Consider the following 26,002-nt stretch of genomic DNA (forward strand, 5'->3'; position numbering starts at 1 on the left):
CGTACGGTACCCGCGGACTCGGTGGTATGCAGGCGCCGTGGACTTCACGCCGCGGTCGCAGGTGCCGGGCGGCAGTCTCGGCAGTGGCCCGGGTGGGGGGAGCGGAAGGCTCGTTCGCAGCCGTCGCAGGTCTGGAGGGGGGCCGGGCGGGGTTGCGCCGGTGGCGGCGGGGCCGTGGGGAGGTGAGGCGGGAGCTGGGTGGTCAGGCGGTGTCGCAGGAGGGCCGCCGGGTGCTTGATCGGGTCCTGGGGCAGGTCGGACGTCAGGGTGCGCACCACGGCCGTGGGCGGCACGCCCCGTTCCAGCCACTCGGAGACGGCCGGTGCCAGGCGCAGGACGTCCCGGTCGGTGAGGAGCAGGCGGGAGTCGTGGGCGCGGAGGCCGGCCAGCAGGTCGGTCGCGGCCGAGCGGTGCGGCGCCGGCGCGGGCCCGTCGGTCTTGTCCGGTACGGGCGGGGCGGCCGCGGTGATCGCGAGACGCGGCTTGTTGAAGGAGGTCGTCCGGGTCGTCACTCGGCCCGATTGAAGACGCTCCTTGGTGCGTGAGAGGTAGCCGTGCTCCTCCAGTTCGCGCAGCGCCGCCGCGATCCGGATCTCGCCCTCGCGGAACTTCGCCGCCAGTGCCTTGATGCCGATCGAGGAGCCCTCGGGCAGCGACTGGATGTGCGTGGCCAGGCCGATCGCGGTCAGCGACAGCTCCGGGTGCTGCGCCAAGTGGTTGCCGATCACGGTGAAGTTGTCGTGATGGGGCTCGTTCACGTGGGTGACGCCGGAGGAATGCCCGGTCTTCGGGCGCGTGGGCGCGTTACGCTGCTTCTCAGTCACGGGGAAGGTGCTTCTTCCTTGGTGATCAGGCCCTCGCACGGGATGCCAGTCCCGCCGGGGGCCGATTCATGTCTGCGGTTGTCGCGGCTGACGTTGCACCACAACTGCCTCGCCGCGCCAGTTGCGTTGGGCATATTCACTCCGGCGGGTGACAGCCGGGGGCGGCGGGGGTGGGTTCGGTTCTTTCCCCGGTCCTTTGGTCTTTGGCGTCGGGCGTCACCGGGTCGCGATCCGCCGGGTCCCGGTGCGGGCGCGGACGCCGGTGGCCGCCGGTCGGCGGGCGGCGGGCGGTGCGGCCCCGTCCGCCGGGTCGTGGTCGCGCGGGACCCGGTGACGCCGGGTGCGGGCCACCAAGTCGGCGTGAACGCGGCGGGATTCTGGCGCAATGCGCACCGCCGGAGGCGGGGTGCGGCGGGGAGAATCCAGCCATGACCACCACCCCCACCACAGCCACCACCTCCACCAGCCGCACCTCCGGTACGGCGCTGCCGCTGGCCGCCGGTGTGCTCACCGGGATACTGGGGCTCTACATCGCCCTGGTCGCGCTCGGGAACATCACCGACTTCGGGACCAACCAGCAGTTCGTGCGGCACGTGCTCGCGATGGACACCACCTTCAAGGACGACAACCTGATGTGGCGGGCCGTCACGAGCACCGCGCTGGAGGACACCGCCTACGTCGCCATCATCGTGTGGGAGACGGTCGCGGCCCTCGTCCTGGTGTGGGGGACCTGGCTCTGGGCCCGGCGCGACTTCGCGCGGGCCCGGCGCTTCTCGACGTACGGGCTGCTGATGCTGGTGCTGCTGTTCGGGGCCGGGTTCATCGCCATCGGCGGGGAGTGGTTCGCCATGTGGCAGTCGAAGACCTGGAACGGGCTGGACGCCGCGACCCGGGTGTTCCTGCTCAGCGGGGTGGCGCTGATCGTCAACCAGCTCCCGGGCGGCCGGCGCGAGGCTACTTGACCACGACCACCTTGGTGTTCAGGTCGCCGAAGCCCCACAGCGCGGACCCGTCCGCCTTGTTCGCGCGGATGCCGCCCAGCTTCTGGCCGTTCGCCGGGGGCGGGGAGGCGCCGTCGAGGGCGTTGGAGAAGGCCACGTTCACACCGGACGTCCGGGTGATGTACATCACGTGCTCGATCTGGACACCGTCCGAGCCGGTGAGGGACTGGGTGCGCTTGATGACCGAGTAGCCGCCGGGCCGCGGGTCCACCGTGCCCGGCCAGACCGTGAAGGTGCGGGACGCCTTGCCGGTCGCGTCGACCAGCCACACCCGCTTCTCGCCGAGGGAGTAGACGATCCGGCGGCCGCTGCCCGAGGCGTCGGGCAGCGCCGGGGGCCCGGACGGCTTGTCCGACGCGGGCCGGTGCGCACCCGGCGACGGCGCCGCCGACGCCGACGGGCCGGGCCGGGCCGACGCGGTGGGATGCGGCCCGTGGGATGCCTGCAGGGCGAGGGCGACGACGGCAGCGGTCGCCCCCACCGTCAGGCCGGAGACCCAGGCCCACGAGGGCAGCAGTCGGGCAGGCACCGGTACGCATCTCCTCCGCTACGGGTCCCCCATTCGGAGCTGGGGTCGGATCATCGTACTCAGTCCAGGACGGGCAGCAGGTCGGGCAGGTGCCCGTCGGACGCCTCGGCGGCCCGCCGCCGCTCCTCGGGCACCTCGCCGTACAGCGTGGTGCGCGGCCGCGCCGGCCGGCCGGCCGCCTCGGCCACCGCCACCAGGTCCCTCACCGACTTGTACGAGCCGTACGAGGAGCCCGCCATGCGGGAGATCGTCTCCTCCATCAGCGTGCCGCCCAGGTCGTTCGCCCCGGAGCGGAGCATCTCCGCCGCGCCCTCGGCGCCCAGTTTGACCCAGCTCGTCTGGATGTTGGGGATGTGCGGGTGCAGCAGCAGCCGGGCCATCGCCGTCACCGCGCGGTTGTCCCGGACCGAGGGCCCCGGGCGGGCGATGCCGGCCAGGTACACCGGGGCGTTGGTGTGGATGAAGGGCAGCGTCACGAACTCCGTGAAGCCGCCGGTGCGCTGCTGGATCCCGGCCAGCGTGCGCAGGTGGCCGAGCCAGTGGCGGGGCTGGTCCACGTGGCCGTACATCATCGTGGACGAGGAGCGGATGCCCAGCTCGTGGGCCGTGGTGACGACCTCGATCCAGGTCGCCGCCGGCAGCTTGCCCTTGGTCAGCACCCAGCGGACCTCGTCGTCGAGGATCTCCGCCGCCGTCCCCGGGATGCTGTCCAGGCCGGCCTCCTTGGCGGCCGTGAGCCACTCCCGGACCGACAGACCGGTCCGGGTCGCGCCGTTCACCACCTCCATCGGCGAGAAGGCGTGCACGTGCATGCCCGGGACGCGCTCCTTGACCGCCTTCGCGATGTCGAAGTACGCCGTCCCGGGCAGGTCCGGGTGGATGCCGCCCTGCATGCACACCTCGACCGCGCCGACGTCCCACGCCTGCTGGGCGCGGTCGGCGACCTGGTCCAGGGACAGCGTGTACGCGTCGGCGTCCGTGCGGCGCTGCGCGAAGGCGCAGAAGCGGCAGCCGGTGTAGCAGACGTTGGTGAAGTTGATGTTGCGCGTGACGATGTACGTCACGTCGTCGCCCACGGCCGACCTGCGCACGTCGTCGGCCAGCCGGCACAGCGCGTCCAGCGCCGGGCCGTCCGCGTGCAGCAGGGCCAGCGCCTCGGCGTCGGTGAGCCGGGTCGGATCGTCGGCCGCCGTGCGCAGGGCCTGCCGCACGTCGGTGTCGATGCGCTCCGGGACCATGCCGGGGGCCGCCGCCTCGCGCAGCGCGTCCCAGTCGCCGTACACCTCGTCGAAGTCCGCGCGCCGGTCGGAGGTGCGGCCGACGGTGTCGATGGTGTGGTGCAGGTCCGTGCGGCCGGTGGCCTCGAACGCCTCCTCCGGCTCCTGCCACGGGCGGCCCTCCACCACCGCGTCCGGACGCGCCAGTCCCGTCTCCGGGTCGGCGAGCGCGTTCACGTGCGGGCGCAGCCGCGGGTCGAGCCAGGGTTCGCCGCGGCGCACGAACTCCGGGTAGACGCAGAGGCGTTCGCGCAGCTCGAAGCCGGCGGCGCGGGAGCGCTCGGTCAGCTCCTCGATCTGCGGCCAGGGGCGTTCGGGGTTGACGTGGTCGATGGTCAGGGGCGAGACCCCGCCCCAGTCGTCGATGCCGGCGCCGATCAGCCGCTCGTACTCGGCGTCGACGAGGTTCGGCGGGGCCTGGAGGCAGGCGCCCGGGCCCATGATGTGCCGGGCCACGGCGACGGTCGCGACCAGCTCGTCCAGTTCGGCGTCGGGCATGCCGCGCATCGCCGTGTCCGGCTTGGCGCGGAAGTTCTGGATGATCAGTTCCTGGATGCCGTGGTGGGCCCGGGAGACCTTGCGCAGCGCGAAGAGGGACTCGGCGCGCTCCTCGTGGGTCTCGCCGATGCCGATCAGCAGGCCGGAGGTGAAGGGCACGGAGGAGCGGCCGGCGTCCTCCAGGACGCGCAGGCGTACGGCGGGTTCCTTGTCCGGGGAGCCGTGGTGCGGGCCGCCGGGCTCGGACCACAGCCGGGTCGCGGTCGTCTCCAGCATCATGCCCATCGACGGGGCGACCGGCTTCAGACGCTGGAAGTCGGTCCAGGTCAGCACGCCGGGGTTGAGGTGGGGCAGCAGGCCCGTCTCCTCCAGCACCCGGACGGAGATCGCGCGGACGTAGGCGATGGTGTCGTCGTAGCCGTGCGCGTCCAGCCACTCGCGCGCCTCGGGCCAGCGGTCCTCGGGCTTGTCCCCGAGGGTGATCAGGGCTTCCTTGCAGCCGAGGGCGGCGCCCTTGCGGGCGATGTCGAGCACCTCGTCGGGGGACATGAACATCCCGTGGCCCGCGCGGCGCAGCTTGCCGGGGACGGTGACGAAGGTGCAGTAGTGGCACTTGTCCCGGCACAGCCGGGTGAGGGGGATGAAGACGCTCTTCGAGTAGGTGATGACACCGGGCCGGCCCGCCGCCTCCAGGCCGGCGTCACGGACCCGGGCGGCGGACGCGGTGAGGTCGGTGAGCGCCTCGCCGCGGGCCTGGAGCAGCACCGCCGCCTCGGTGACGTCGAGGGCGACGCCGTCCCGGGCACGTTTGAGAGCGCGACGCATGGAGTTCTCGGTAGGGCCGGTTCCGGAGGTCGCGGAAGTCGTCATCCCCTGAGCATACGTTCGGGCTGATCAACCGGCCGTGGATGGCAGGAAGGCCGCGTACCCGTCCAGGGTGCGCAGCACCTCCCGCTCGGAGGCCGACGGGAGTTGGACGACGGTCTCCTCGATGCCCAGGGCGGCGTAGTGGGCGAGTTTGCCGGGGGTGGGGTGGACGGCGTACGGGACCACCTGGAGGCCGGCCGGGTCGCGGCCGGCGTCCGTCCACACGGAGCGCAGCACGGGCAGGGACCCGGTCAGGCCGCCGCCGCCGATCGGCAGCCAGCCGTCGGCGTACTCCGCGATGTGCGCGAAGAGCTTCGGCCCGGCCGCCCCGCCGATCAGGGTGCGGGGGCCGACGACCGGTCCGCGCGGCTTGCGGACCGGCTTGGGGAAGGCCGAGCTGGGCCGCACCCCGCCGAACTCGCCCTTGTGGCCGACCGGTTCCTCGGACCACAGGGCCCGCATCAGGGCCATCCGGTCCCGGACCAGTTCCCGGCGGCGGCGCCACTCGACGCCGTGGTCGGCGGCCTCCTCGACGTTCCAGCCGAAGCCGAGCCCGACGGTGAAGCGGCCGCCGGAGAGGTGGTCGAGGGTGGCGATCTGCTTGGCCAGGGCGATCGGGTCGTGCTGGGCGACCAGGGTGATCCCGGTGCCGAGCGCCAGCCGCTCGGTGACGGCCGCGGCCTGGCCGAGGGCGACGAAGGGGTCGAGGGTGCGGCCGTACTCGCGCGGCAGCTCGCCGCCGACCGGGTACGGGGTGGTGCGCTCGACCGGGATGTGGGTGTGCTCGGGCAGGTACAGCCCGGCGAAGCCGCGCTGTTCCAGTTCGCGGGCGAGACGGGTGGGGGTCACCGTCTCGTCGGTGAGGAAGATGGTCACGGCGATCCGCATGGGTCATCTGTACCGGGGGCGGTCAAAGAAGTCGATACCGACTGGTTGGCCTGTCGTGGCGTTCCCGGTGCGGCCGGGGCGGCCTACGGTGGCGGGGTGACGACGTTGCGCGGCACCCTGCCCCCCGGCTCACCCGACTACGTCTACCTGCCGTTCGGCGTGCCGCCCGGTACGGCCGAGGTGCACGTCTCCTACCGCTACGACCGGCCCGCCGTCCCGGCCGGCACCCCGGGCAACGCCCTCGACATCGGGCTCTTCGACGAGCGCGGCACCGAGCTGGGCGGCCGGGGCTTCCGGGGCTGGTCGGGCGGCGCCCGCACGGAGTTCTTCGTCCGGGCGGACGACGCCACGCCCGGCTACCTGCCCGGCCCGCCACGGCCCGGGACCTGGCACGTCGCACTGGGCCCGTACACGGTCGCGCCGCAGGGGCTGACGTACGAGGTGACCGTCACGCTCACGCCGGGGGACCCCGGCAGGACCCCCGCACCGGTGTACCCGCCGGGCCGGGCCCGCGGCCGGGGCCGTGACTGGTACCGGGGCGACTGCCACCTGCACTCCTGGCACTCCGACGGCCGACGCACCCCGGCCGAGATCGCCGCGCTGGCGCGTGCGGCCGGGCTGGACTTCATCAACAGCTCCGACCACAACACGACGTCGGCGCACCCCCACTGGGCCGCGGCGGCGGGCGACGACCTGCTGGTCATGCTGGGCGAGGAGATCACCACGCGGAACGGCCACGTGCTGGCCCTCGGGACCGATCCGGGCACCTTCGTCGACTGGCGCTACCGGGCCCGGGACGGCCGCTTCGGCCGCTTCGCCCGGCGCGTGCGCGAGGCCGGGGGCCTGGTCGTGCCCGCCCACCCGCACGCCACCTGCGTCGGGTGCGCCTGGAAGTTCGGGTTCGGCGAGGCGGACGCGGTGGAGGTGTGGAACGGGCCGTACACCCCGGACGACGAGGTGGCCCTGGCCGCGTGGGACGCCCGGCTCGTGGCGTCCGTGCGGCAGGGGCGGGGGTGGCTGCCGGCGATGGGCGACAGCGACGCCCACCGCGACCCGGACGCGGTCGGCCTGCCCCAGACGGTCGTCCTCGCCGACGACCTGACCCGCGAGGCGATCCAGGACGGCCTGCGCGCGGGCCGCTCGTACGTGGCCGAGTCCCGGGCGGTGACCCTCGACTTCGGCGTGACCGGGCCGGACGGCCGGCGGGCCGGGACCGGAGAGCGGCTGGCGGTGCCCGACGACACCCCGGTGACGGTGCGCCTGGACGTCACCGGCGCCCCGCGCTGCTCCGTCCGCCTCGTCACCGACCAGGGCGTGCTGTTCACCGGCGACCCGCTGCCGGTGTCGGGCGCGGGCACGGTGGAGTGGCGCACGACACCGGCGTACGCGGCCTACGTGCGCGCCGAGGTACGGCACGAGGCGGCCGCGGGCCCCCTGCCCGGGGCCCTGGCCGCGTTCACCAACCCGGTGTTCCTGGGGCGCACTTGAGCCGGATCGCGCCCGGCGGGGTCGGCGGACCGTGATCGTGTGGACGAGGAACACGGAACCGGGTCCCGTCGCCGCCGTTGTTGTCGCTTTCCCTCCTCCTCTTGTTGCACCGGCTCGTGATCGCGAGGAGGCTGACACGCGCCGGCCGCCGCAGAGAGCAGGAGAGTCACGGACATGTCGCCCCAGCCACAGACACAGCCCGGTGCCAAGCAGCGGATCGTCACCCGTTTCCAGCGCCTCGTCGCCAACCCGCTCAACCGGCGGCTGCCGTTCCAGACGCTGCTGGAGACCACCGGCCGCACGTCCGGGGAGCCGCGGCGGACCCCGGTGGGCGGACGCCGGACCGGGGACTCCTTCTGGATCGTCTCGGAGTTCGGGTTCACGTCCCAGTACGTCCGCAACATCCAGGCCGACCCCCGGGTCCGTGTGCGCCTCCGCGGCCGCTGGCACCACGGCACCGCCCACCTGCTGCCGGAGGACGACGCCGTGGCCCGGTTGCGCACCCTGCCCCGCTTCAACAGCGCGGTCGTCCGGGCCCTCGGCTCCGGTCTGCTGACCGTCCGGGTGGACCTGGCGGACTGAGGACCGGCTCACCCCGGCCAGACGATGGACTGGACCTCGCTGTAGGCGTGCAGGGCGTAGGAGCCCACGTCCCGGCCGACGCCGCTCATCCGGAACCCGCCGAACGGGGCCTCCATGTTGCGGCCGACCGTGTTGACGCCGACGCCGCCCGCCCGCAGCCGCCGCGCCACCCGGAAGGCCCGGGCCACGTCACCGGACCAGACGTAGTCGATGAGCCCGTAGTCGGAGTCGTTGGCGAGGGCCACGCCCTCCTCCTCGTCGTCGAACGGGATCACCACGACCACCGGCCCGAAGATCTCCTCCCGCGCCACCCGCATGTCGTTGGTGCAGTCGGCCAGCAGCGTCGGCGCCACGAAGAACCCGCGTTCCCGCGGCGGCCGTTCACCACCCGCGACGACCACCGCGCCCTCCTTGCGGCCGAGTTCGACGTACGACTCGACGCGCGCCCGGTGCTCTGCCGAGATCACCGGCCCCACGACGGTGTCCGGCTCCCGCGGGTCGCCCACCTTCAGCCGGGACGCGTAGCCGCCCAGCAGCTCCACCAGCCGTCCGTACACGCCCCGCTGGGCCAGCACCCGGGTCGGCGCGGTGCAGATCTGGCCGCTGTAGAAGGAGAAGGTGGTGCCGATGCCGGCGACGGCCGAGCCGAGGTCGGCGTCGTCCAGGACGAGCGCGGCGCCCTTGCCGCCCAACTCCATGAGCTGGCGTTTCATGTCCCGCCCGCAGACCTCGGCGATACGGCGGCCGACGGCCGTGGAACCGGTGAAGCTGACCATGTCGACGTCGCCGGAGGCCACCACCGCCTCCCCCACCGCGACCTCCCGCCCCGAGACGACGTTCACCACCCCGGGGGGCACCCCGGCCGCCTGGAGCGCCTCGGCCATCCGGTAGACGGAGAGCGGGTCCTGCGGGGCGGGCTTCACCACCACCGTGTTGCCCATGGCCAGCGCCGGAGCGATCTTGCCCGCCGGGTTGGCCCACGGGTTGTTGTACGAGGTGACGCAGGTGACCACGCCGACGGGCTGGCGCACCGCGAGCGCGCCCGTCACGCCGGCCCGGCCCATCGGCCCGGCCTCGTTGATCTGCGGGGGGACGGCCCACTCGGCGGGCTCCGTGCAGGCGTACCGTCGGAAGCGGGCCGCGGCCACCCCGACCTGCATCGCCCGGGCGGTCGCGGTCGTCGCGCCGGTCTCGGCGCGGGCGAGGTCGGCGTACGGCTCCAGGGAGCCGCGGATGATCCCGGCCGCCCTGCCCAGCACGGCCGCCCGCTCCTCCGGCCGGGTCCGCGACCACGTCCCGAACGCCTCCCGGGCCGCCGCGCAGGCCGCCCGCGCCTGCCCCGGCGAGGCCTCCGGGGCCCAGCCGACGGTCTCCTCGGTGGCCGGGTCGGTCACCGGGTAGTGCCCGCCGTCCGGCTCGGTCCACTCGCCGCCGATGAACAGCCGCTGCCCGTCGCTCACCTGGTGCTCACCGTCCTGGTGTCCCGTCCGGACCGCAGCACCCGGCCCGGCACGGCCCCGCTCACCTCGTCGTCCCGGATCGCCTCGACGCCGTTGACCCACACGGCCCGCACGCCGAGCGCCCTGGAGTCCAGGCGCGGGCTGTCACCCGGCAGGTCGTGCACCAGGGTGGCCGGGGCAGCGTCGATCCGCTCCGGGTCGAACAGCACCAGGTCCGCATGCCAGCCCTCCCGCACCCGTCCCCGCTCGCGCAGCCCGAACAGCCGTGCCGGGTCGTCGGTCAGCATCCTGACCGCCTGCTCCAGACCGACCAGCCGGCGGCGGCGCAGGCAGTCCCCGAGGAACCGGGTGGTGTACGGCGCCCCGCACATCCGGTCCAGGTGCGCGCCGGCGTCCGAGCCGCCGAGCAGCACGTCCTCGTGGCTCCAGGTCTCCGCGCGCAGCGCCCAGGAGGCCGGGTCGTTGTCGGTGGGCATCGGCCACAGCACGGTGCGCAGGTCATCGGCGGCGCAGATCTCCACCAGGCAGGAGAACGGGTCCTGCCCGCGTTCGGCGGCGATGTCCCGCACCACCCGTCCGGTCAGCCCCCGGTTGGCCTCGCTGTAGGTGTCGCCGATGACGTAGCGCCCGAAGTCGGCGAGCCGCCGGAAGACGCCCGCCTCCTTCGAGCCGGCGCGGCGCAGCAGCTCCGCGCGGACGCCGGGGTCCCGCAGCCGGGCGATCCGCTCGGGGACCGGGAGCCCGAGGACGGGGCCCCAGCCGGGGATGAGGTTCAGGGCGCAGAAGGTGCCCAGGGACATGTTCATCGGGGTGAGGATCGGCATGGTGAGGGCGACCACCCGGCCGCCCGCCTTGCGGGCCCGCTCGCTCGCGCTGAGCTGCCGGGGCACCCGTTCCGGCACGGCCGCGTCGACGGTGAGGACGTTCCAGTTCAGGGGCCGTCCGGCGGTCGCGCTCAGCTCCACCAGGAGGTCGATCTCGGCGTCGCTGAACTGGTCGAGGCACCCGGCGACGATCGCCTCGAGCTGGGTGCCCTCGTGCTCGCCGACGGCCCGGGCGAGGGCGAGCAGTTCCGCCGGCCGCGCGTGCCGGGACGCCACCGGCTGCCCGTCCCCGTCCGAGTGGGTGCCGGACTGCGTGGTGGACAGGCCCCAGGCGCCCGCGTCCATCGCCTCGCGCAGCAGCCGCACCATCGCGTCCAGCTGCTCGCCGGTCGGCTGTCCGCCGACGGCCCGCGGTCCCATGACGTACCGGCGCAGCGCGCAGTGCCCCACCATGAACCCGGCGTTGACGGCGATCCGCCCTTCCAGGGCGTCCAGGTACTCCCCGAAGGAGTGCCAGGTCCAGGGCGCCCCCCGCTCCAGGGCCACCAGGGACATGCCCTCCACCTTGGACATCATCCGCCGGGTGTAGTCGGCGTCCCCGGGGCGGCCGGGGTTCAGCGGCGCGAGGGTGAACCCGCAGTTCCCGGCGGCGACGGTGGTCACCCCGTGGTTGAGCGAGGGGGTGGCGTACGGGTCCCAGAAGAGCTGGGCGTCGTAGTGGGTGTGCGGGTCGACGAAGCCGGGGGTGAGGACGAGTCCGGTGGCGTCCTCGGTGGTGCGGGCCTTCTCGGTGACCTTGCCGACGGCGGCGATCCGGCCGTCGCGCACGCCGACGTCGGCGGTGTACGCGGGTGCGCCGGTTCCATCGACGACCGTCGCGCCGCGGATGACGTGATCAAGCATGCGGTAACTCCTCGACGTACGTGGCGGCATGCGTACCGAGGGGCGCGGGGAACTGCGCGACCAGCCACACGCGACCCGCACCCCGCGAGGGCGCTCAGACGGCGGCCCGGAACCGCGAGGTCCGGTGGACGGGGTCCGTGTCGATCTTCGGGATCACGTGCTCCCCGATGAGCCGGATCGTCTGCAGCGTCGCCTCCTTCGGCACGCCCACCGGCAGCCCGAAGCTGAGCTGGTCCGCGCCGGCCTGCTCCCACCGCTTGCACTGCCGCAGCACCTCGTCCGGGTCGCCGCAGATCAGCAGCTCCTCCTCGATGAGCAGCTCCACGAACTCCGGGGTGTACGCGGGCAGCGTCTCCGGCCACACCGGGAAGCCCTCGGGGCGCGGGAAGGTGTCGTGGTAGCGGAAGACGAGCGAGGGCAGGTAGTGCAGGCCGCCGTCGACGGCGATCTCGATGGCCTCGGCGTGGGTCGGCGCGCAGATGGCGGTCGTCGTCACCATCACGTTGTCGTTGACGAAGTCGCCGACCGGCTCCGCGTTCACGACCGCCGTCTTGTACTGCTCCAGCACCCATTCCATGTCGGAGACCTTCTGGATGCTGAAGCCCAGCACGCCGAGGCCCTTGCGGGCGGCCATCGCGTAGGAGGGCGGTGATCCGGCGGCGTACCACATCGCGGGGTGCGACTTGCCGTACGGCTTGGGGAGCACCTTCCTCGGCGGGAGCTGCCAGTGCTTGCCGTGGAAGCCCTCGTACTCGTCCTGGAGCCACATCTTGGGGAACTCCGCGATGGTCTCCTCCCAGATCTCCTTCGTGTGGTTCATGTCGGTGATCCCGGGGAGGAAGCCGAGGATCTCGTGGCTGCCGGCGCCCCGGCCGCTGCCGAACTCGAAGCGGCCCTCGCTGAGGTGGTCGAGCATGGCGACCTTCTCGGCGACCTTCACCGGGTGGTTGACCTGGGCGAGCGGGTTGAAGATGCCCGAGCCCAGGTGGATGCGGTCGGTCGCGTGGGCCAGGTAGCCGAGGAAGACGTCGTTGGCGGACAGGTGGGAGTACTCCTCCAGGAAGTGGTGTTCGGAGGCCCAGGCGTACTTGAAGCCGGACCTGTCCGCCTGGATGACGTACTCGGTCTCCTCCATCAGCGCCTTGTGCTCGGCCAGCGGGTCGGTCTCGGCGCGCTTGCCCACGTATCCCTGTACAAAGAGCCCGAATTCCACGGCGGTTCACCGTCCCAGTTTCACTGACGATCCGTCAGACAAGTGTGTCGGCCGACTGTCGCACCGGCGGCCGCGACCGTCAATAGCTGACGGTCAGTCAGATAAGGGCGGAGCCGGAGGTCAGATGACGCTGACGCCCGCCAGCCATCCCCCGTCGATCACGAACGGCTGGCCCGTGATGTACGAGGAGTCGTCCGAGGTGAGGAACAGGGCCAGCCGGGCCACCTCCTCCGGCTGCCCGACCCGGCCGAGCGGCACGAGCCCCCGGTACAGCTCGTCCAGGGCCCGGTTCATCTCCTCCGGGTCCGCGGCCGGGTCCAGCCGGGCCGGGTTGGACATGGCGGTGTCGATGGCTCCGGGGCAGATGGCGTTGACCCGGATCCGCCGGCTCGCCAGCTCCAGCGCGGCCACCCGGGTCAGCCCGAGCACCGCGTGTTTGGTCGCCGCGTACGTCCCGACGGCGGCCATGCCGGTGAGCGCCGTGTAGGAGGCGGTGTTGACGATCGTGCCCCCGTCCGCGAGCTCCGGCGCCACGGTCTTCATGCCCAGGAAGCAGCCGACCTGGTTGACCTGCACGACCTGCATGAACTCGGCCAGCGGGGTGTCCACCAGCGCGTTGAAGCGCAGGATGCCCGCGTTGTTGACCAGCCCGTCGATCCGCCCGTACGCCCGCTTGACCGCGCCGACGGCCTCCCGCCAGCCGTCCTCCGTGCCCACGTCCAGGTGGACGTAGAGGGCCCCTATCTCCTTGGCGAGCGCCTCGCCCCGGTCGTCCAGCACGTCGGCGACGGCCACCCGCGCCCCCTCCTGCCGGAAGAGCCGCGCCTCCTGCTCGCCCTGTCCGCGCGCCGCCCCGGTGACGATGACGACCCGCCCGTCCAGCTTGCCCATGTCCGCTCCTCAGTGAAGGCGGGGCCCGACCTCCGCCCCGAACGCCGCGATCTGGTCCAGGAGTTCGGCGCGGCCGCGGCTGCGGAACCGCACCTGGACCTGGTGCACGCCCATCGCGCGGTACGCCCGCAGCGACTCGGCGATCTCCTCCGGTGGCCCGGTGAGGGTGCGCCGCCCCACGTCCCAGCCGGCGCGGCCGACGTACAGGGGCTCGGTGATGGCGCCGACGGTGAGCGGCGCCCCGACGCCGTGCTCCTCGCGCAGCCGCCGCAGCCGCTCGATCTGCCCGGGCAGCCGGTCCCGGGGGTCCCCCTGCGGCAGCCAGCCGTCGCCTCTCAGAGCCGCCCGGCGGACGGCGGCCGGCGAGGAGCCGCCGACCCAGATCGGGACGTGCGGCTGGGCGGGCCGGGGCCGCTGCCCGAGCCCGGCGAAGTCGTAGAACCTGCCGTGGTGCTCGGGGAACTCCTCGGGTCCCAGGGCCGCGCGCAGCGCGTCGATCGCCTCGTCGAGCACGGCACCGCGCCGCTCGAAGTCGACGCCCAGCGCCTCGAACTCCTCGCGCACGTGTCCCGCGCCCACCCCGAGGACGAGCCGCCCGCCGGAGAGGTGGTCGAGGGTGGCGTACTGCTTGGCGGTGAGCAGCGGGTGCCGCAGCCCGACCACGGCCACGTGGCTGAGCAGCCGGACCCGCTCGGTGACGGCCGCGAGGTGGGCCAGGGTGGCGACCGGGTCGTACCAGACGGTGCTCATCGCCGGGGCCAGCCGGCGCGGGACGCCCACGTGGTCGCAGGCGGCGAGGTAGTCGAACCCGGCCCGCTCCACGGCCCGCGCGATCTCCACCAGGTCGGGCGGCCCGGCGGCGGCCTCCCAGGCCTCCGTGTAGAGGGTGCTCTGCGACTGGACGGGCAGCTGGATGCCGTACGCGAGGCTCACCGGGCACCCGGCCACAGCCCGTCCGGGGTGAGCCCCAGCAGGTCGATGGCGTTGCCCCGCACGATCCGCTCGACCACGTCCGGGGGCAGGTGCCCCATCTGCGCCTCGCCCACCTCGCGGGACTTGGGCCAGGTGGAGTCCGAGTGGGGGTAGTCGGTCTCGTAGAGCACGTTGCCGACCCCGATGGCGTCCAGGTTGCGCAGCCCGAAGGCGTCGTCGAAGAAGCAGCCGTACACGTGCCCGGCGAACAGCTCGGACGGCGGCCGGCGCACCTTGTCGGCGACCCCGCCCCAGCCCCGGTTCTCCTCCCAGACGACGTCCGCGCGCTCCAGGATGTACGGGATCCACCCGATCTGCCCCTCGGCGTACATGACCCGCAGGCCGGGGAAGCGCTCGAACTTGCCGCTCATCAGCCAGTCGACCATCGAGAAGCAGCAGTTGGCGAAGGTGATCGTGGAGCCGACGGCGGGCGGGGCGTCCGCCGAGGTGGAGGGCATCCGGCTGCTGGAGCCGATGTGCATGGCGACGACGGTGCCGGTCTCGTCGCAGGCGGCGAGGAACGGGTCCCAGGCGTCGGTGTGCACGGACGGCAGGCCCAGATGCGGGGGTATCTCGGAGAAGGCGACGGCCCGGACCCCGCGCTCGGCGTTGCGCCGGACCTCGGCCGCGGCCAGTTCGGCGTCCCACAGCGGGATGAGGGTGAGCGGTATCAGCCGTCCGCGCGCCGACGGCCCACACCATTCCTCCACCATCCAGTCGTTGTAGGCACGGACGCAGAGCAGGGCCAGCTCCTTGTCCCGGGCCTCGGTGAACGTCTGGCCGCAGAAACGGGGGAAGGTGGGGAAACAGAGCGCGGACTGCACGTGGTTGACGTCCATGTCGGCGAGCCGGTGCGGCACGTCGTGGGAGCCGGCGCGCATCTGCTCGTAGGTGATGACCTCCAGCCTGATCTCGTCCCGGTCGTACCCCACGGCGGTGTCGAGCCGGGTCAGCGGCCGGTGCAGGTCCTCGTACACCCACCAGTCGCCCACGGGCCCCTCGCGGCCGCCCGGCTCGCCCATGACCGGCGCGAACCGCCCGCCGAGGAAGGTCATCTCCTTCAGCGGGGCGCGGACCACGCGTGGCCCGGTGTCCAGGTACTTCTTCGGCAGCCGGTCCTGCCAGACGTGCGCGGGCTCCACCGTGTGGTCGTCGACGGAGATGATCCGGGGGAATGCGCTCGGGGCGTCCATGGCGTTCACGGTAGCGCCGATCTGACGGTCCGTCAGCCAGCGATGCCGGCCGACTCTGTGCGAAGACCGTGTGAGCACCTTGTGAACCCGGGAGGCGCCGGCTGTGACGGGCGTCTCCCACGGCTGACGCAACCGGCCTGAACAAGGCAAACTGACGGAGTGTTTCGTGATGCCTAGGGGGGCGAACGCATGGACGGTGGGCCGCGAGTACCCGAGCAGCGGCGTGCCGGCGCCGCGGCCGGAGCCATCGCGGAGCCGGAACCGCTGCGCTTCGGCGTGCTCGGTCCGGTACGGGCCTGGCGCGGCGCGCAGCCGCTGAACACCGGCTCGCCCCAGCAGCGCGCCCTGCTGGCCGCACTGCTGCTGCGCGAGGGCCGCACGGCGACGGCGGCGGAGCTGATCGACGCGCTCTGGGGCACCGAGCCGCCGTCCCAGGCACTGGCCGCGCTGCGCACGTACGCCTCCCGGCTGCGCAAGGTGCTGGACCCCGGGGTGCTGGTCAGCGAGTCCGGCGGCTACGCGGTGCGCTCGCTCGGCGAGGGCGCGCTGGACCTCGCGGTCGCGCAGGACCTCGCGGCGCAGGCGGAGAAGGCGCGCGGCGCGGGTGACCTGGGCGAGGCGCGCGAGGTGCTGAACCGCGCGCTGGCGCTGTGGGACGGCGAGCCGCTGGCGGGCGTGCCCGGACCCCACGCCGACACCCAGCGGGTCCGTCTGCAGGAGTGGCGGCTCCAGCTCCTGGAGACCCGCCTGGACCTGGACCTGGACCTGGGCTGCCACGCGGAGGCCGTCTCCGAGCTGACCGCCCTGACCGCGGCGCACCCGCTGCGCGAGCGGCTGCGCGAGCTGCTGATGCTGGCGCTGTACCGCAGCGGCCGCCAGGCGGAGGCGCTCGCCGTGTACGCGGACACCCGCCGCCTGCTGGCGGAGGAGCTGGGCGTGGACCCGCGGCCGGGCCTGCGGGAGCTCCAGCAGCGGATCCTCCGGGCGGACCCGGCACTCGCCGAACCGTCCATCCCGGCCGCGGAGCCCGCCCTGGTCCCGGTGCGCCCGGCCCAGCTCCCGGCCTCCGTACCGGACTTCACCGGGCGCTCCTTCTTCGTCTCCGAGCTGAGCGAGGTGCTGGCCTCCGCGTCCGAGGCGGAGGGCCGCGTGATGGCGGTCTCGGCGCTGGCCGGGATCGGCGGCGTGGGCAAGACGACGCTGGCGGTGCACGTGGCCCACCGGGCCCGCCCCGCCTTCCCCGACGGCCAGCTGTACGTGGACCTCCAGGGTGCCGGGCCGCGCCCCGCCGAGCCCGAGACGGTCCTCGGCTCCTTCCTGCGCGCCCTGGGCACGGCGGACTCCGCCATCCCGGACTCCCTGGAGGAGCGGGCGGCGCTGTACCGCTCGGTCCTCGACGGCCGCCGGGTCCTGGTGCTGCTGGACAACGCCAAGGACGCGGCGCAGATACGGCCGCTGCTGCCGGGCACGGAGGGCTGCGCGGCCCTGGTGACCTCCCGGGTCCGGATGCTCGACCTCGCCGGGGCGCACCTGGTGGACCTCGACGTGATGTCGCCCGACGAGGCGCTGTCCCTGTTCACCAAGATCGTGGGCGAGGAGCGGGTGGCGGCCGAACGGGAGGCGGCCCTGGACGTGGTGGCGGCCTGCGGCTTCCTCCCCCTGGCCCTGCGTATCGCGGCGTCGCGGCTGGCCGCCCGCCGCACCTGGACGGTCTCGGTCCTCGCGGCCAAGCTCGCGGACGAGCGGCGCCGGCTGGACGAGCTGCAGGCGGGCGACCTCGCGGTGAAGGCGACCTTCGAGCTGGGCTACGGCCAGTTGGAGCCGGCGCAGGCCCGCGCCTTCCGGCTGCTCGGCCTGGCCGACGGCCCCGACATGTCCCTCGCGGCCGCCTCCGCCGTCCTCGACCTGCCGCCGGAGGACACCGAGGACCTGCTGGAGTCCCTGGTCGACACGTCCCTGCTGGAGTCCGCGGCACCCGGCCGCTACCGCTTCCACGACCTGGTGCGGCTCTACGCGCGTGCCTGCGCGGAACGGGACGAGCAGCCGCCGAGCGAGCGGGCGGAGGCGATGTCGCGGTTGCTGGACTTCTATCTGGCCTCCGCGACCCGGGTGTACGCCATCGAGCGCCCGGGCGACCGCACGGTGGACCACCTGGAGACGACACGGCGGGCGGCCCAGGAGTTCGTGGACGACGCACGGGCACTGGACTGGCTGCACGCGGAGGCGGCGTGCATCCTCGCCTGTGTCCAGCAGTCGCTCGCCGCGCCCACCCTGCGCAAGGCCGTTGATCTCCTGCTCGCGTCCAAGGACCTGGCCGAGTCGGGGGCCAGCGCGCTGCGGTACGAGGCGGCGACGCGGGCCGCCCGTGACGCCGCGGCCGAGCTGGGCGACGCCTTCGCGGAGGGCCGGGCGAGGACGACGCTCGCCCAGGTGCTCGGTCACGGCGGCCGGTTCGAGGAGGCCGGCGTCGAGACGGCGCGTGCCATCGAACTGGGCCGCAGCACGAAGGACCCGTGGACCTGCGGCAACGCCCACAACGAGCAGGGCATCGTCGCCAACTGCCTGAACCAGCGGACCGTCAGCGAGATCCACCTGCGCGAGGCGATCAAGGCGTTCCGAGCCGACGGCAATCGCCCGGGAGAGGCCAGCGCGCTGTGCAACCTCTCGCGCGTGCTGGTCTCCCTGGACCGGGTCCCGACCGCCATCGACCTGGTCCGTGAGGGCATCGCCATCTACGACGAGCTCGGGCTCACCTTCCGCCTCGCGAACGCCCGTTACGCCCTGGGCATCGCGCTCAGCCACGGCGGACGCAACGACGAGGCGCTCGACGAACTCACGGCCGCCCTGGAGACGTTCGCGGTGAACCGGCAGCGCCTGTGGGAGGGCACCACCCACTTCCGGATCGCCCAGGTCCACCTGTCCGCAGGGCGCCCGGCCCGGGCCGCGCAGCACGCCGAGCAGGCACTGACCACCGGATACATCGGTGGCGAGTGGATGCGTGCCAACATCCTCACCCTCCTGGGCCGCTCCCTCGAGAACCTGGGCCAGACGGACCGGGCGAGGGCCTGCTGGCGCGACGCGCTCACCGTCTACGAGGGCGCGGGATCGCCCGAGGCCGACGAACTGCGCCGTCTGCTCCACTCCGTGGCCGTCCTCTGAGCACGTCCGGCGCCCCGTTCATCAAACGTTTATGGGCACCTGACACTCTCAAGTGGTCGGTCCGCCGCAGCGGGGGAAGCGGAGGCGGATCGCGCGGGGCCCACGGGTAAGGTGAGCGCCCCGGAACGCCCGTTCGACAACCACGGGGGAGTTGCTGAGCGGGCGTTCCCGTCAGCTCTGCCACAGGGGAGTTCTCATGAGCAACACCGAAGAGTCCAAGAACCTGGACGACGTCACGACCCTCGACAGCCACATGCCGGCTCCGCCGAAGGACGGCACTGTGACGCCTCTCGACAGCCACATGCCGGCTCCGCCGAAGGACGACACCGTGACGACCCTCGACAGCCACATGCCGGCCCCGCCGGCCCTGGACCTCAAGGGCTAGTAGGTCACCACCCCGACAGGGGATTTCGGCCGCGGCGGCGCGGAGGGGGAGCCGTCGCGGCCGAGGTGTGTGCCGGGGGGGGGTGGGTCAGGGGGACCGCAGCTCCCCCTTCACCACCTTGCCGCTCGCGTTGCGCGGCAGGGCCGCGACGAAGCGGACGGCGCGGGGGACCTTGTAGTTGGCCATCTCGCGGCGGGACCAGGCGATCAGGTCGTCGGCGGTGAGGACCGCGCCGGGGCGGCGGACGACGTACGCCTCGCCGACCTCGCCGAGCCGGGCGTCGGGGACCCCGACGACCGCCACGTCCGCCACCTCGGGGTGGGTGGCGAGGAGTTGCTCTATCTCGGCCGGGTAGGCGTTGAAGCCGCCGACGATGAACATGTCCTTCAGGCGGTCGGTGATGCGCAGGTTGCCCGCGGCGTCCAGGACGCCCACGTCCCCGGTGCGCAGCCAGCCGTCCGCCGACACCGCCTCGCGGGTGGCCGCCGGGTCCTCGAAGTAGCCGCGCATGACGTGGAATCCGCGGACCAGCACCTCCCCGGCGCTGCCGGCCGGCACCGGCGCGCCGCCGGAGTCGACGACCTTCACCTCCGTACCGGGGATCGCCCGGCCCGAGGTGGCCGCGATGACCGACGGGGCGTCGCCGCGGCGGCACATCGTGACGATCCCGCTCGCCTCGGAGAGGCCGTAGGCGGTGAGGACGGTGTCCACGCCCAGTTCCCCGCGCAGCCGTTCCACCAGCCGCAGCGGTACGACGGCCGCGCCGGTCACCACCAGGCGCAGGGCGGACAGGTCGTGGGCGCCGCGGGCCGGGTGGTCCAGCAACGACTGGTGGAGGGTGGGCGGCCCCGGGAGGACCGAGACCCGTTCCGCGGCGATGTTCGCCAGTACCGTGTCCACGTTGAACACCGGCTGCGGGATCATCGTCGCCCCGCGCATCAGGCAGGCGATCACTCCGGCCTTGTAGCCGAAGGTGTGGAAGAACGGGTTGACGATCAGGTAGCGGTCACCGGCCCGCAGCCCGGCCAGGGCGGCCCAGATCTCGTAGGCCCTGAGCGTCTGCCGGTGGGTGGTCATCACGCCCTTGGGGCGGCCGGTGGTGCCGGAGGTGAAGACGATGTCCGAGAGGCTGTCGCCGGTCAGCCGGGCGGCCCGGGCGCGTACCTCGTCCGCTCCGGTGCCCTCCCCCGCCGCCAGGAAGTCCTTCCAGGTCAGGAAGGAGCGCGGGGCGTCGTCCGAGAGGACCACCACGTGTTCGAGGGCCGGCAGTCCGGGCAGCGGGCGGTCGGCGCCGTCGGTGGCGCCCGCCGCCCGGCGCAGGGCCGCCACGTACGACGTGCCGAGGAAGGTGCCGGTGACGAACAGCAGCCGGGCCCCGCTGCGGCGCAGCACGTCGACCGCCTCGGCCCCCTTGAAGCGCGTGTTCAGCGGTACGAGCACCGCGCCGGCCGACACCGCGCCCAGGGCCGCGACGATCCAGTCGAGGCAGTTGGGGGCCCAGACGGCGACCCGGTCGCCCGGCCGTACCCCGCTCGCCAGACAGGCCGCGGCGGCCCGCTCCACCCGGGCCCCCAGTTCGGCGTAGGTCGTCCGGGTGCGGCCCTCGACCACCGCCTCGGCGTCGGCGTACCGCTCGGCCGACCACCGCACCAGGCCCGGGATGGTGCCCCAGTCACTCATAGCAGCCCCCTGCACCGTAGCTGACTGTCCGTCAGATTAGCTGTAACCTGACGGGCTGTCAGCAGCAGAAGGGTGGGCGCAGCATGGCCGGTACGGGACTGAAGGACGCCACCGCCATCGTCGGGATCGGGCAGACCGCCTTCGCCCGGCAGCTTCCGGAGGACGAGCGGACCCTCGCCTGCCGGGCCGTTCTCGCCGCTCTCGACGACGCCGGGATCGCGCCCGGCGAGGTCGACGCCCTCGCCTCCTACACCATGGAGGAGACCGACGAGGTGGAGCTGGCGAAGGCCGTGGGGCTCGGCGACCTCACTTTCTTCAGCAAGGTCGGGTTCGGGGGCGGCGGTTCGTGCGCCACCGTCGCGCACCTGGCCGCCGCCATCGCCGCCGGGCAGGCGGACGTCGGGGTCGCCTGGCGCTCGCGCAAGCGGGGCAGCGGGCCCCGGCCGTGGACCGGCACCGCCGTCCAGCTCCCCACCCCGGGGCAGTGGACCCGGCCCTTCGGGCTGCTCCGGCCCGCCGACGAGATCGCCATGCTGGCCCGGCGGTACATGCACGAGTACGGGGCCACCCGGGACCACCTGTTCAACGTCGCCCTGGCCTGCCGCAACCGGGCCAACCAGAACCCGGCCGCGATCATGTACGACCGGCCGCTCACCCGCGAGATGTACATGACCTCGCGCTGGATCAGCGAGCCGCTCTGCCTCTACGACAACTGCCTGGAGACCGACGGTGCCCTCGCCTGCGTCGTCGTCTCCGCCGAGCGCGCGCGGGACTGCCGGCGGCGGCCGGTGTACGTCCACTCCGCCGCCCAGGGCCTGCCCGCCCAGCACCACGGGATGGTCAACTACTGGAACGACGACCCGCTCACCGGCCCCGCCTGGACCGCCGCCCGGCACCTGTGGAAGCACGCCGACCTCACGCCCGAGGACGTGGACGTGGCGCAGATCTACGACGCCTTCACCGCCCTGGTGCCCCTCTCCCTGGAGGGCTACGGCTTCTGCGGGCGGGGCGAGGGCGGCGCCTTCACCGAGCAGGGCGCCCTGGAGATCGGCGGCCGGCTGCCCCTCAACACCGGGGGCGGCGGGCTCTCCGAGGCCTACGTGCACGGCTTCAACCTGATCAACGAAGGGGTGCGGCAACTGCGCGGCACCAGCACCGCGCAGGTCCCGGGAGCCGCCACCTGCCTGGTCACCGCCGGCGAGGGTGTGCCCACCTCCGCCCTGCTGCTGAGGAGCTGAACCGCGATGCTGACCCCCGTCACCGACGCCGACGGCGCCCCCTTCTGGGAGTACGCCGCCCAGGGCGAACTGCGCGTGCAGACCTGCGCCGACTGCGGCGAGCCCCGCTTCCCGCCCCGCCCCTGCTGCCCGCACTGCCAGTCCTTCGCCGGGGAGTGGCGTCCGGTGTCGGGACGCGGGCGGGTGTGGTCGTACGTCGTGCCGCATCCGCCGCTGCTGCCGGACTACGCGGAGCAGGCGCCGTACAACGTGATCGTGGTGGAGTTGGCGGACGCTCCCCGGATCCGGCTGGTCGGGAACCTGGTCACGCACGCCGGAGCGCCGCTCGGCTCCTTCGACCCGGACCGCGTCCGGATCGGCACCCGGGTGCGGGTGGTCTTCTCCGGCGGGCTCCCGCAGTGGGTGCTCGCGTGAACGGAGTGCGCCTGGACACGGACAAGGACACCGGGGTCGCCGTGGTCACGCTGGACCGGCCCGAGCGGCTCAACGCCATCGACCTGGAGACGGCCCGCGAACTCGCCGACGTGTGGCGCGGGTTGCGGTTCGACGACTCGGTGCGGGCCGTGGTGCTCACCGGGGCCGGGGAGCGGGCCTTCTGCACCGGGATCGACCGGGACGCGGTGGTGCCCCAGCCGTCGTCGCCGTACATGCAGGACGATCCGCTGCTGACGGCCGGACCGAAGGCGAACGACCTGTGGAAGCCGGTCGTCGCGGCGGTGCGCGGGATGGCCTGCGGGGGCGCCTTCTACCTGCTCGGGGAGAGCGAGTTCGTCGTCGCCGACCCGACGGCCGAGTTCTTCGACCCGCACACCACGTACGGCATGGTCAGCGCCTACGAGTCGGTGCTGATGGCCCAGCGGATGCCCTACGGGGAGGTGGCCCGGATGATGCTCATGGGGACCGCCGAACGGATCTCCGCGCGGCGCGCCCACGAGATCGGGCTGGTGTCGGAGGTCACCGAACCGGGCGGGGCGCTGGACGCGGCCGTGCGGTGCGCCACCGTCGTCGCCGGGTGCCCCGCGGAGGCGGTGCAGGGGACCGTGCGGGCTCTGTGGGCGGCCAAGGAGGCGGCGCGCGCCCAGGCGTTCGCGCAGGCGCCGCACCTCATCGCACTCGGGAATCTGCCGCCGGGGCAGCAGGCGGAGCTGTTCGGGGGGCGGCGCCGGGGCGGGTTCGGGACGCGGTGAGCCGTCAGCGCGCGGCGGGGGCGTTCGGCCCGGGCTCGCAGTGGTCCAGCCGGGGCAGGTCCGCCTTGTCGACCGGGATCCGGGCGGTGCGGCTGCCGCGGGCGGGCACGGTGACGTCCAGGTCGTCGAAGTCGATGCCCTGGTCGCTGCGGTCCTTGAGGTGGACCGTCACCGAGAAGGTGGCGCCGGTGGCGTTCGGATTGGTGACCTGGACCTTCGTGTACGGGTCCCGCTTCGTGGCGCAGCTCAGCAGCCGGACCGTGGCGTCGTCCAGGTAGGCGCTGGGGCTGGGCGAGGTACCGGCGGAGCCGCTGCTCGTGGCGCGCGACGAACTGCCGTACGAGCGGCGGTAGGACGACGAGGTCTCGTCGTGGTCCTGGTGCGAGCTGCTGCACCCGCCGCCGCTGCCGTGGCCGCTCCTGTAGTGGTGGCCGCGGCCGCGGCCCGTGGAGAAGCCCGTCAGGGCGAGGACCACGAGCACGAGCACGGCCGAGAACCTGAGCACGCGCTTCTGTCTTTGCATGTGCATGCCTTCACCCTAGCGGCCGGGGGGACGGCCCGGCAGGCCGTCGTCGGCCCGGGCCGTCGCCCGTTCAGGAGGTCCGCGCCGTCCCCGTGCCCTTCTCCGCGTCCAGCGCGTACACGCAGCGGTCCTTGCTGCACGCGTACACCACTCCGTCCCGGACGACCGGAGAACCGGTGATCTCGCCACCGGTGGCGAGCTTCCAGCGCAGCCGGCCGTCGTCGGCCTTGAGGGTGTACAGGAGGTGGTCGGTGGAGCCGAAGTGGATCCGGCCCTCGGCGACCACGGGGGAGCCCACGACGTCACCGCCCGCCTGGAAGCGCCATTTCGGGGTGCCGGTGACCGCGTCCAGGGTGTACAGGCCCTTGCCGCTGCCGACGTGCACGTGCCCGGCGGCCACCAGGACCGGCTCGACGGAGGAGCGCGTCTCGGTGGCGATCCGCCAGCGGTCGCGGCCGTCGGTGGCGTCCAGCGCGTAGACCGTGCCGAGGTAGTCGGCCAGGTAGACGCCGCCGCCGGTGACGGCGGGCCCCGGCGTGAAGGCCGGCGGGCACAGGAAGACCGCCGGGGCCTCGAAGTGCCAGCGCACCATGCCGCTCACCACGTCGATCGCGAGGACCCGGGTGCCGGCCGAGACGTAGACGTAGCCGTCGGGCGCCGGGGCGAGGCGCACCGGGACGCCGCCGCAGGAGGCCGCGTCGCCGATGGGGTACGACCAGCGCTCCTCGCCGGTGCGGGCCTCCAGGGCGCGCAGCCGGGCGTCCTGCCACACGTAGACGGTGCCGTCGTGGACGGCGGGCCCGGCCTCCGGGGACTCGAAGTCGGTCTGGCAGCCGGAGATCTCCCACAGCTTCCGGCCGTTCGTGGCCTCCCACGCCTGCACGCCGCCGCCCCGGGTGCCGGTGACGACGGTGCCGTGGTCGGCCTGCAGGGAGTAGACCCAGGCGTCCGTGGACAGCCGCCACAGGTCGTTGCCGTCGCGGGCGTCCAGGGCGAACAGGGTGGGGCCGTCGGAGGCGTGGACGCGGCCGTCGGCGACCGCCATGGACCAGGCCACGTCCCGGGTCTTGAACCGCCGGCGGCCGGTGGCCACGTCCAGGGCGTGCACCTCGAAGGAGGTGACGTAGACGAGGTCGCCGTCCACGGACGGGGTGCCCCAGACGTCGTTCGACATGCGGAAGCGCCACGGGCGCCAGCCACCGGCCGGCTCCGGGGGCAGCGCCGGTACGGCGGGGTCGGCGCCGTTGACGCCGGGCCGCGGGCGGGACCAGCTCGCGACCAGCCCCGCTTCCGGCGGGGGCGCCTTGACGGCGGCGGCCCGGGCGTCGGCGACCCGGGGGCCGGGGCCGATGGGCACCTGGGCGCCGGCCAGCCGGATCGGGCCGGTGCCGCTGACCGGGGACGGGACCGGGGGGTCGTAGGAGGGGGGCGGCGGCACGGCGGCACGGCCGGTGCCGCGCGGGCCGGGGGCGGTGGGCGCCGGCTTGGCGGCGGGGCGGCCGCCGCGGCGGGTCTCGATGAGACCGACCGCCTTCTCGGGCAGCCAGGCGGAGGCGGTGCCGCTGTCGTCGGAGCCGGAGCCGAAGAGATGGGGGGCGAGCTGGGCCTGGAGGTCGGCCGGGGAGGGGCGGCCGGACGCCTCCATCTGCATGCAGACCTCGATGAGCGGGCGCAGCTCGTCGGGCAGGCCGGTCAGGTCCGGCCCCTCGCGCAGCAGCATGAAGACCGTCTCGACCGGGTTGGCGCCGTGGAAGGGCGGGTGGCCGGTGGCCGCGAAGACCAGCATGGAGCCGAGCGAGAAGACGTCGCTGGCGCCGGTGACGCTGCGGGAGTCCTTGGCCTGCTCGGGGGACATGTAGGCGGGGGTGCCGACCGCGACGTTCGTCATCGTCAAACGGGTGTTCGAGACGCCGGAGGCGATACCGAAGTCGATCACCCGGGGTCCGTCCTCGACGACCAGGACGTTGGAGGGCTTCAGGTCGCGGTGGACCAGGCCCGCGCCGTGGATGGACTGCAGCGCCTCCGCCACACCCGCGGCGAGCCAGCGCACGGCCTGGGCCGGGAGCGGCCCGCACTCGTTCACTATCTCCTCGAGGGAGGGCGCCGGGACGTAGGCGGTGGCCAGCCAGGGCACGGCGGCCCGCGGGTCGGCGTCGACCACGGCGGCCGTGTAGAAGCCGGAGACCGCACGGGCCGCCTCCACCTCGCGGGTGAAGCGGACCCGGAAGAGCTGGTCCTCGGCCAGCTCGGTGCGGACCGTCTTGATCGCCACGCGCCGGCCGGACGCCGAGCGTGCCAGATAGACCAGCCCCATGCCGCCGGCACCCAGCCGGCCCAGCACCTCGAACGGCCCGATCCGCCGCGGATCGTGCTGCGTCAGCTGATCCACCACTTGCCTGCCACCTCCCCGTACGAGCCGC

At 73.7% G+C, this 26,002-nt stretch carries 21 protein-coding genes; 8 read left to right on the forward strand and 13 right to left on the reverse strand.

Annotation, left to right across the window (positions count from 1 at the left end; genetic code table 11):
- Positions 1 to 44: 44 nt before the first annotated feature.
- Positions 45 to 824 carry a hypothetical protein gene (locus tag B446_RS16850; RefSeq protein WP_020940654.1) on the reverse strand — a complete coding sequence of 260 codons (780 nt, stop codon included), beginning with the start codon at positions 822 to 824 and terminating at the stop codon, positions 45 to 47.
- A gap of 428 nt (positions 825 to 1,252) precedes the next feature.
- Here B446_RS16850 and B446_RS16855 point away from each other — a divergent pair, with 428 nt between their 5' ends.
- Entirely contained in the window at positions 1,253 to 1,786 is a 534-nt protein-coding gene (locus B446_RS16855) for a DUF2165 domain-containing protein (RefSeq protein WP_020940655.1), read from the forward strand.
- Here B446_RS16855 and B446_RS16860 read toward each other — a convergent pair.
- The 3 genes from B446_RS16860 to B446_RS16870 are packed head-to-tail and all read right to left on the reverse strand — an operon-like array spanning position 1,779 to position 5,884.
- Positions 1,779 to 2,354, reverse strand: coding sequence for a hypothetical protein (locus B446_RS16860; RefSeq protein ID WP_020940656.1), 576 nt, complete (start codon positions 2,352 to 2,354; stop codon positions 1,779 to 1,781). The two genes, B446_RS16855 and B446_RS16860, sit on opposite strands and share 8 nt — an antisense overlap.
- Before the next feature lie 59 nt (positions 2,355 to 2,413).
- Entirely contained in the window at positions 2,414 to 4,999 is a 2,586-nt protein-coding gene (locus B446_RS16865) for a bifunctional FO biosynthesis protein CofGH (RefSeq protein ID WP_043475789.1), read from the reverse strand.
- A gap of 24 nt (positions 5,000 to 5,023) precedes the next feature.
- Complete coding sequence (locus B446_RS16870; protein ID WP_020940658.1) at positions 5,024 to 5,884, reverse strand: TIGR03619 family F420-dependent LLM class oxidoreductase; 861 nt, start codon at positions 5,882 to 5,884, stop codon at positions 5,024 to 5,026.
- Between the two features lie 45 nt (positions 5,885 to 5,929).
- Here B446_RS16870 and B446_RS16875 point away from each other — a divergent pair, with 45 nt between their 5' ends.
- Together B446_RS16875 and B446_RS16880 are read left to right on the forward strand one after the other, a co-directional pair.
- A complete protein-coding gene (locus B446_RS16875; RefSeq protein WP_078614730.1) occupies positions 5,930 to 7,372 on the forward strand; it encodes a CehA/McbA family metallohydrolase in 1,443 nt (480 codons plus the stop codon).
- Positions 7,373 to 7,546: 174 nt separating this feature from the next.
- Complete coding sequence (locus B446_RS16880) at positions 7,547 to 7,954, forward strand: nitroreductase/quinone reductase family protein (protein WP_020940660.1); 408 nt, start codon at positions 7,547 to 7,549, stop codon at positions 7,952 to 7,954.
- Between the two features lie 8 nt (positions 7,955 to 7,962).
- Here B446_RS16880 and B446_RS16885 read toward each other — a convergent pair whose 3' ends face one another.
- The 6 genes from B446_RS16885 to B446_RS16910 all read right to left on the reverse strand — a co-directional run bounded on the left by B446_RS16885 (position 7,963) and on the right by B446_RS16910 (position 15,410).
- The gene (locus B446_RS16885; RefSeq protein ID WP_020940661.1) at positions 7,963 to 9,414 is read right to left on the reverse strand and encodes an aldehyde dehydrogenase family protein; all 1,452 of its coding nucleotides are present in this window, start codon (positions 9,412 to 9,414) and stop codon (positions 7,963 to 7,965) included.
- Positions 9,411 to 11,141 (reverse strand): N-acyl-D-amino-acid deacylase family protein, encoded by a 1,731-nt coding sequence (locus B446_RS16890; RefSeq protein WP_020940662.1) that lies wholly within the window; start codon positions 11,139 to 11,141, stop codon positions 9,411 to 9,413. Before B446_RS16890 ends, B446_RS16885 begins: the two co-directional genes overlap by 4 nt.
- 94 nt (positions 11,142 to 11,235) lie before the next feature.
- Entirely contained in the window at positions 11,236 to 12,354 is a 1,119-nt protein-coding gene (locus tag B446_RS16895) for an LLM class flavin-dependent oxidoreductase (protein ID WP_078614731.1), read from the reverse strand.
- 120 nt (positions 12,355 to 12,474) lie between these two features.
- Positions 12,475 to 13,245 (reverse strand): SDR family NAD(P)-dependent oxidoreductase, encoded by a 771-nt coding sequence (locus B446_RS16900; protein WP_020940664.1) that lies wholly within the window; start codon positions 13,243 to 13,245, stop codon positions 12,475 to 12,477.
- A 9-nt stretch (positions 13,246 to 13,254) separates the two neighbouring features.
- Positions 13,255 to 14,178: an LLM class F420-dependent oxidoreductase gene (locus tag B446_RS16905; RefSeq protein ID WP_043478470.1), complete on the reverse strand. Its 924-nt coding sequence runs from the start codon at positions 14,176 to 14,178 to the stop codon at positions 13,255 to 13,257.
- A complete protein-coding gene (locus B446_RS16910) occupies positions 14,175 to 15,410 on the reverse strand; it encodes an amidohydrolase family protein (protein ID WP_043475796.1) in 1,236 nt (411 codons plus the stop codon). Before B446_RS16910 ends, B446_RS16905 begins: the two co-directional genes overlap by 4 nt.
- A 189-nt stretch (positions 15,411 to 15,599) precedes the next feature.
- Here B446_RS16910 and B446_RS16915 point away from each other — a divergent pair, with 189 nt between their 5' ends.
- Together B446_RS16915 and B446_RS16920 are read left to right on the forward strand one after the other, a co-directional pair.
- Positions 15,600 to 18,569 carry an AfsR/SARP family transcriptional regulator gene (locus B446_RS16915; RefSeq protein WP_020940667.1) on the forward strand — a complete coding sequence of 990 codons (2,970 nt, stop codon included), beginning with the start codon at positions 15,600 to 15,602 and terminating at the stop codon, positions 18,567 to 18,569.
- Positions 18,570 to 18,765: 196 nt separating this feature from the next.
- The gene (locus B446_RS16920; protein ID WP_020940668.1) at positions 18,766 to 18,954 is read left to right on the forward strand and encodes a hypothetical protein; all 189 of its coding nucleotides are present in this window, start codon (positions 18,766 to 18,768) and stop codon (positions 18,952 to 18,954) included.
- 87 nt (positions 18,955 to 19,041) lie between these two features.
- Here B446_RS16920 and B446_RS16925 read toward each other — a convergent pair whose 3' ends face one another.
- Positions 19,042 to 20,634 (reverse strand): FadD3 family acyl-CoA ligase, encoded by a 1,593-nt coding sequence (locus B446_RS16925; RefSeq protein ID WP_020940669.1) that lies wholly within the window; start codon positions 20,632 to 20,634, stop codon positions 19,042 to 19,044.
- 83 nt (positions 20,635 to 20,717) lie between these two features.
- On the opposite strand from B446_RS16925, the gene B446_RS16930 reads away from it, so the two are divergent.
- From B446_RS16930 to B446_RS16940, 3 genes are read left to right on the forward strand one after another with little or no spacing between them, the layout of a single operon-like run.
- The gene (locus tag B446_RS16930; RefSeq protein WP_020940670.1) at positions 20,718 to 21,872 is read left to right on the forward strand and encodes a lipid-transfer protein; all 1,155 of its coding nucleotides are present in this window, start codon (positions 20,718 to 20,720) and stop codon (positions 21,870 to 21,872) included.
- Positions 21,873 to 21,878: 6 nt separating this feature from the next.
- Complete coding sequence (locus tag B446_RS16935; RefSeq protein WP_020940671.1) at positions 21,879 to 22,286, forward strand: Zn-ribbon domain-containing OB-fold protein; 408 nt, start codon at positions 21,879 to 21,881, stop codon at positions 22,284 to 22,286.
- A complete protein-coding gene (locus B446_RS16940) occupies positions 22,283 to 23,059 on the forward strand; it encodes an enoyl-CoA hydratase/isomerase family protein (RefSeq protein WP_078614732.1) in 777 nt (258 codons plus the stop codon). Before B446_RS16935 ends, B446_RS16940 begins: the two co-directional genes overlap by 4 nt.
- Positions 23,060 to 23,063: 4 nt before the next feature.
- Here B446_RS16940 and B446_RS16945 read toward each other — a convergent pair whose 3' ends face one another.
- Positions 23,064 to 23,588 (reverse strand): hypothetical protein, encoded by a 525-nt coding sequence (locus B446_RS16945; RefSeq protein WP_234967503.1) that lies wholly within the window; start codon positions 23,586 to 23,588, stop codon positions 23,064 to 23,066.
- Between the two features lie 64 nt (positions 23,589 to 23,652).
- On the reverse strand, positions 23,653 to 25,974 hold the full coding sequence (locus tag B446_RS16950; RefSeq protein ID WP_020940674.1) for a PQQ-binding-like beta-propeller repeat protein: 2,322 nt from the start codon (positions 25,972 to 25,974) through the stop codon (positions 23,653 to 23,655).
- Between the last annotated feature and the right edge of the window lie 28 nt (positions 25,975 to 26,002).

The organism is Streptomyces collinus Tu 365 (assembly GCF_000444875.1).
In the GTDB taxonomy this organism is placed as follows: domain Bacteria; phylum Actinomycetota; class Actinomycetes; order Streptomycetales; family Streptomycetaceae; genus Streptomyces; species Streptomyces collinus_A.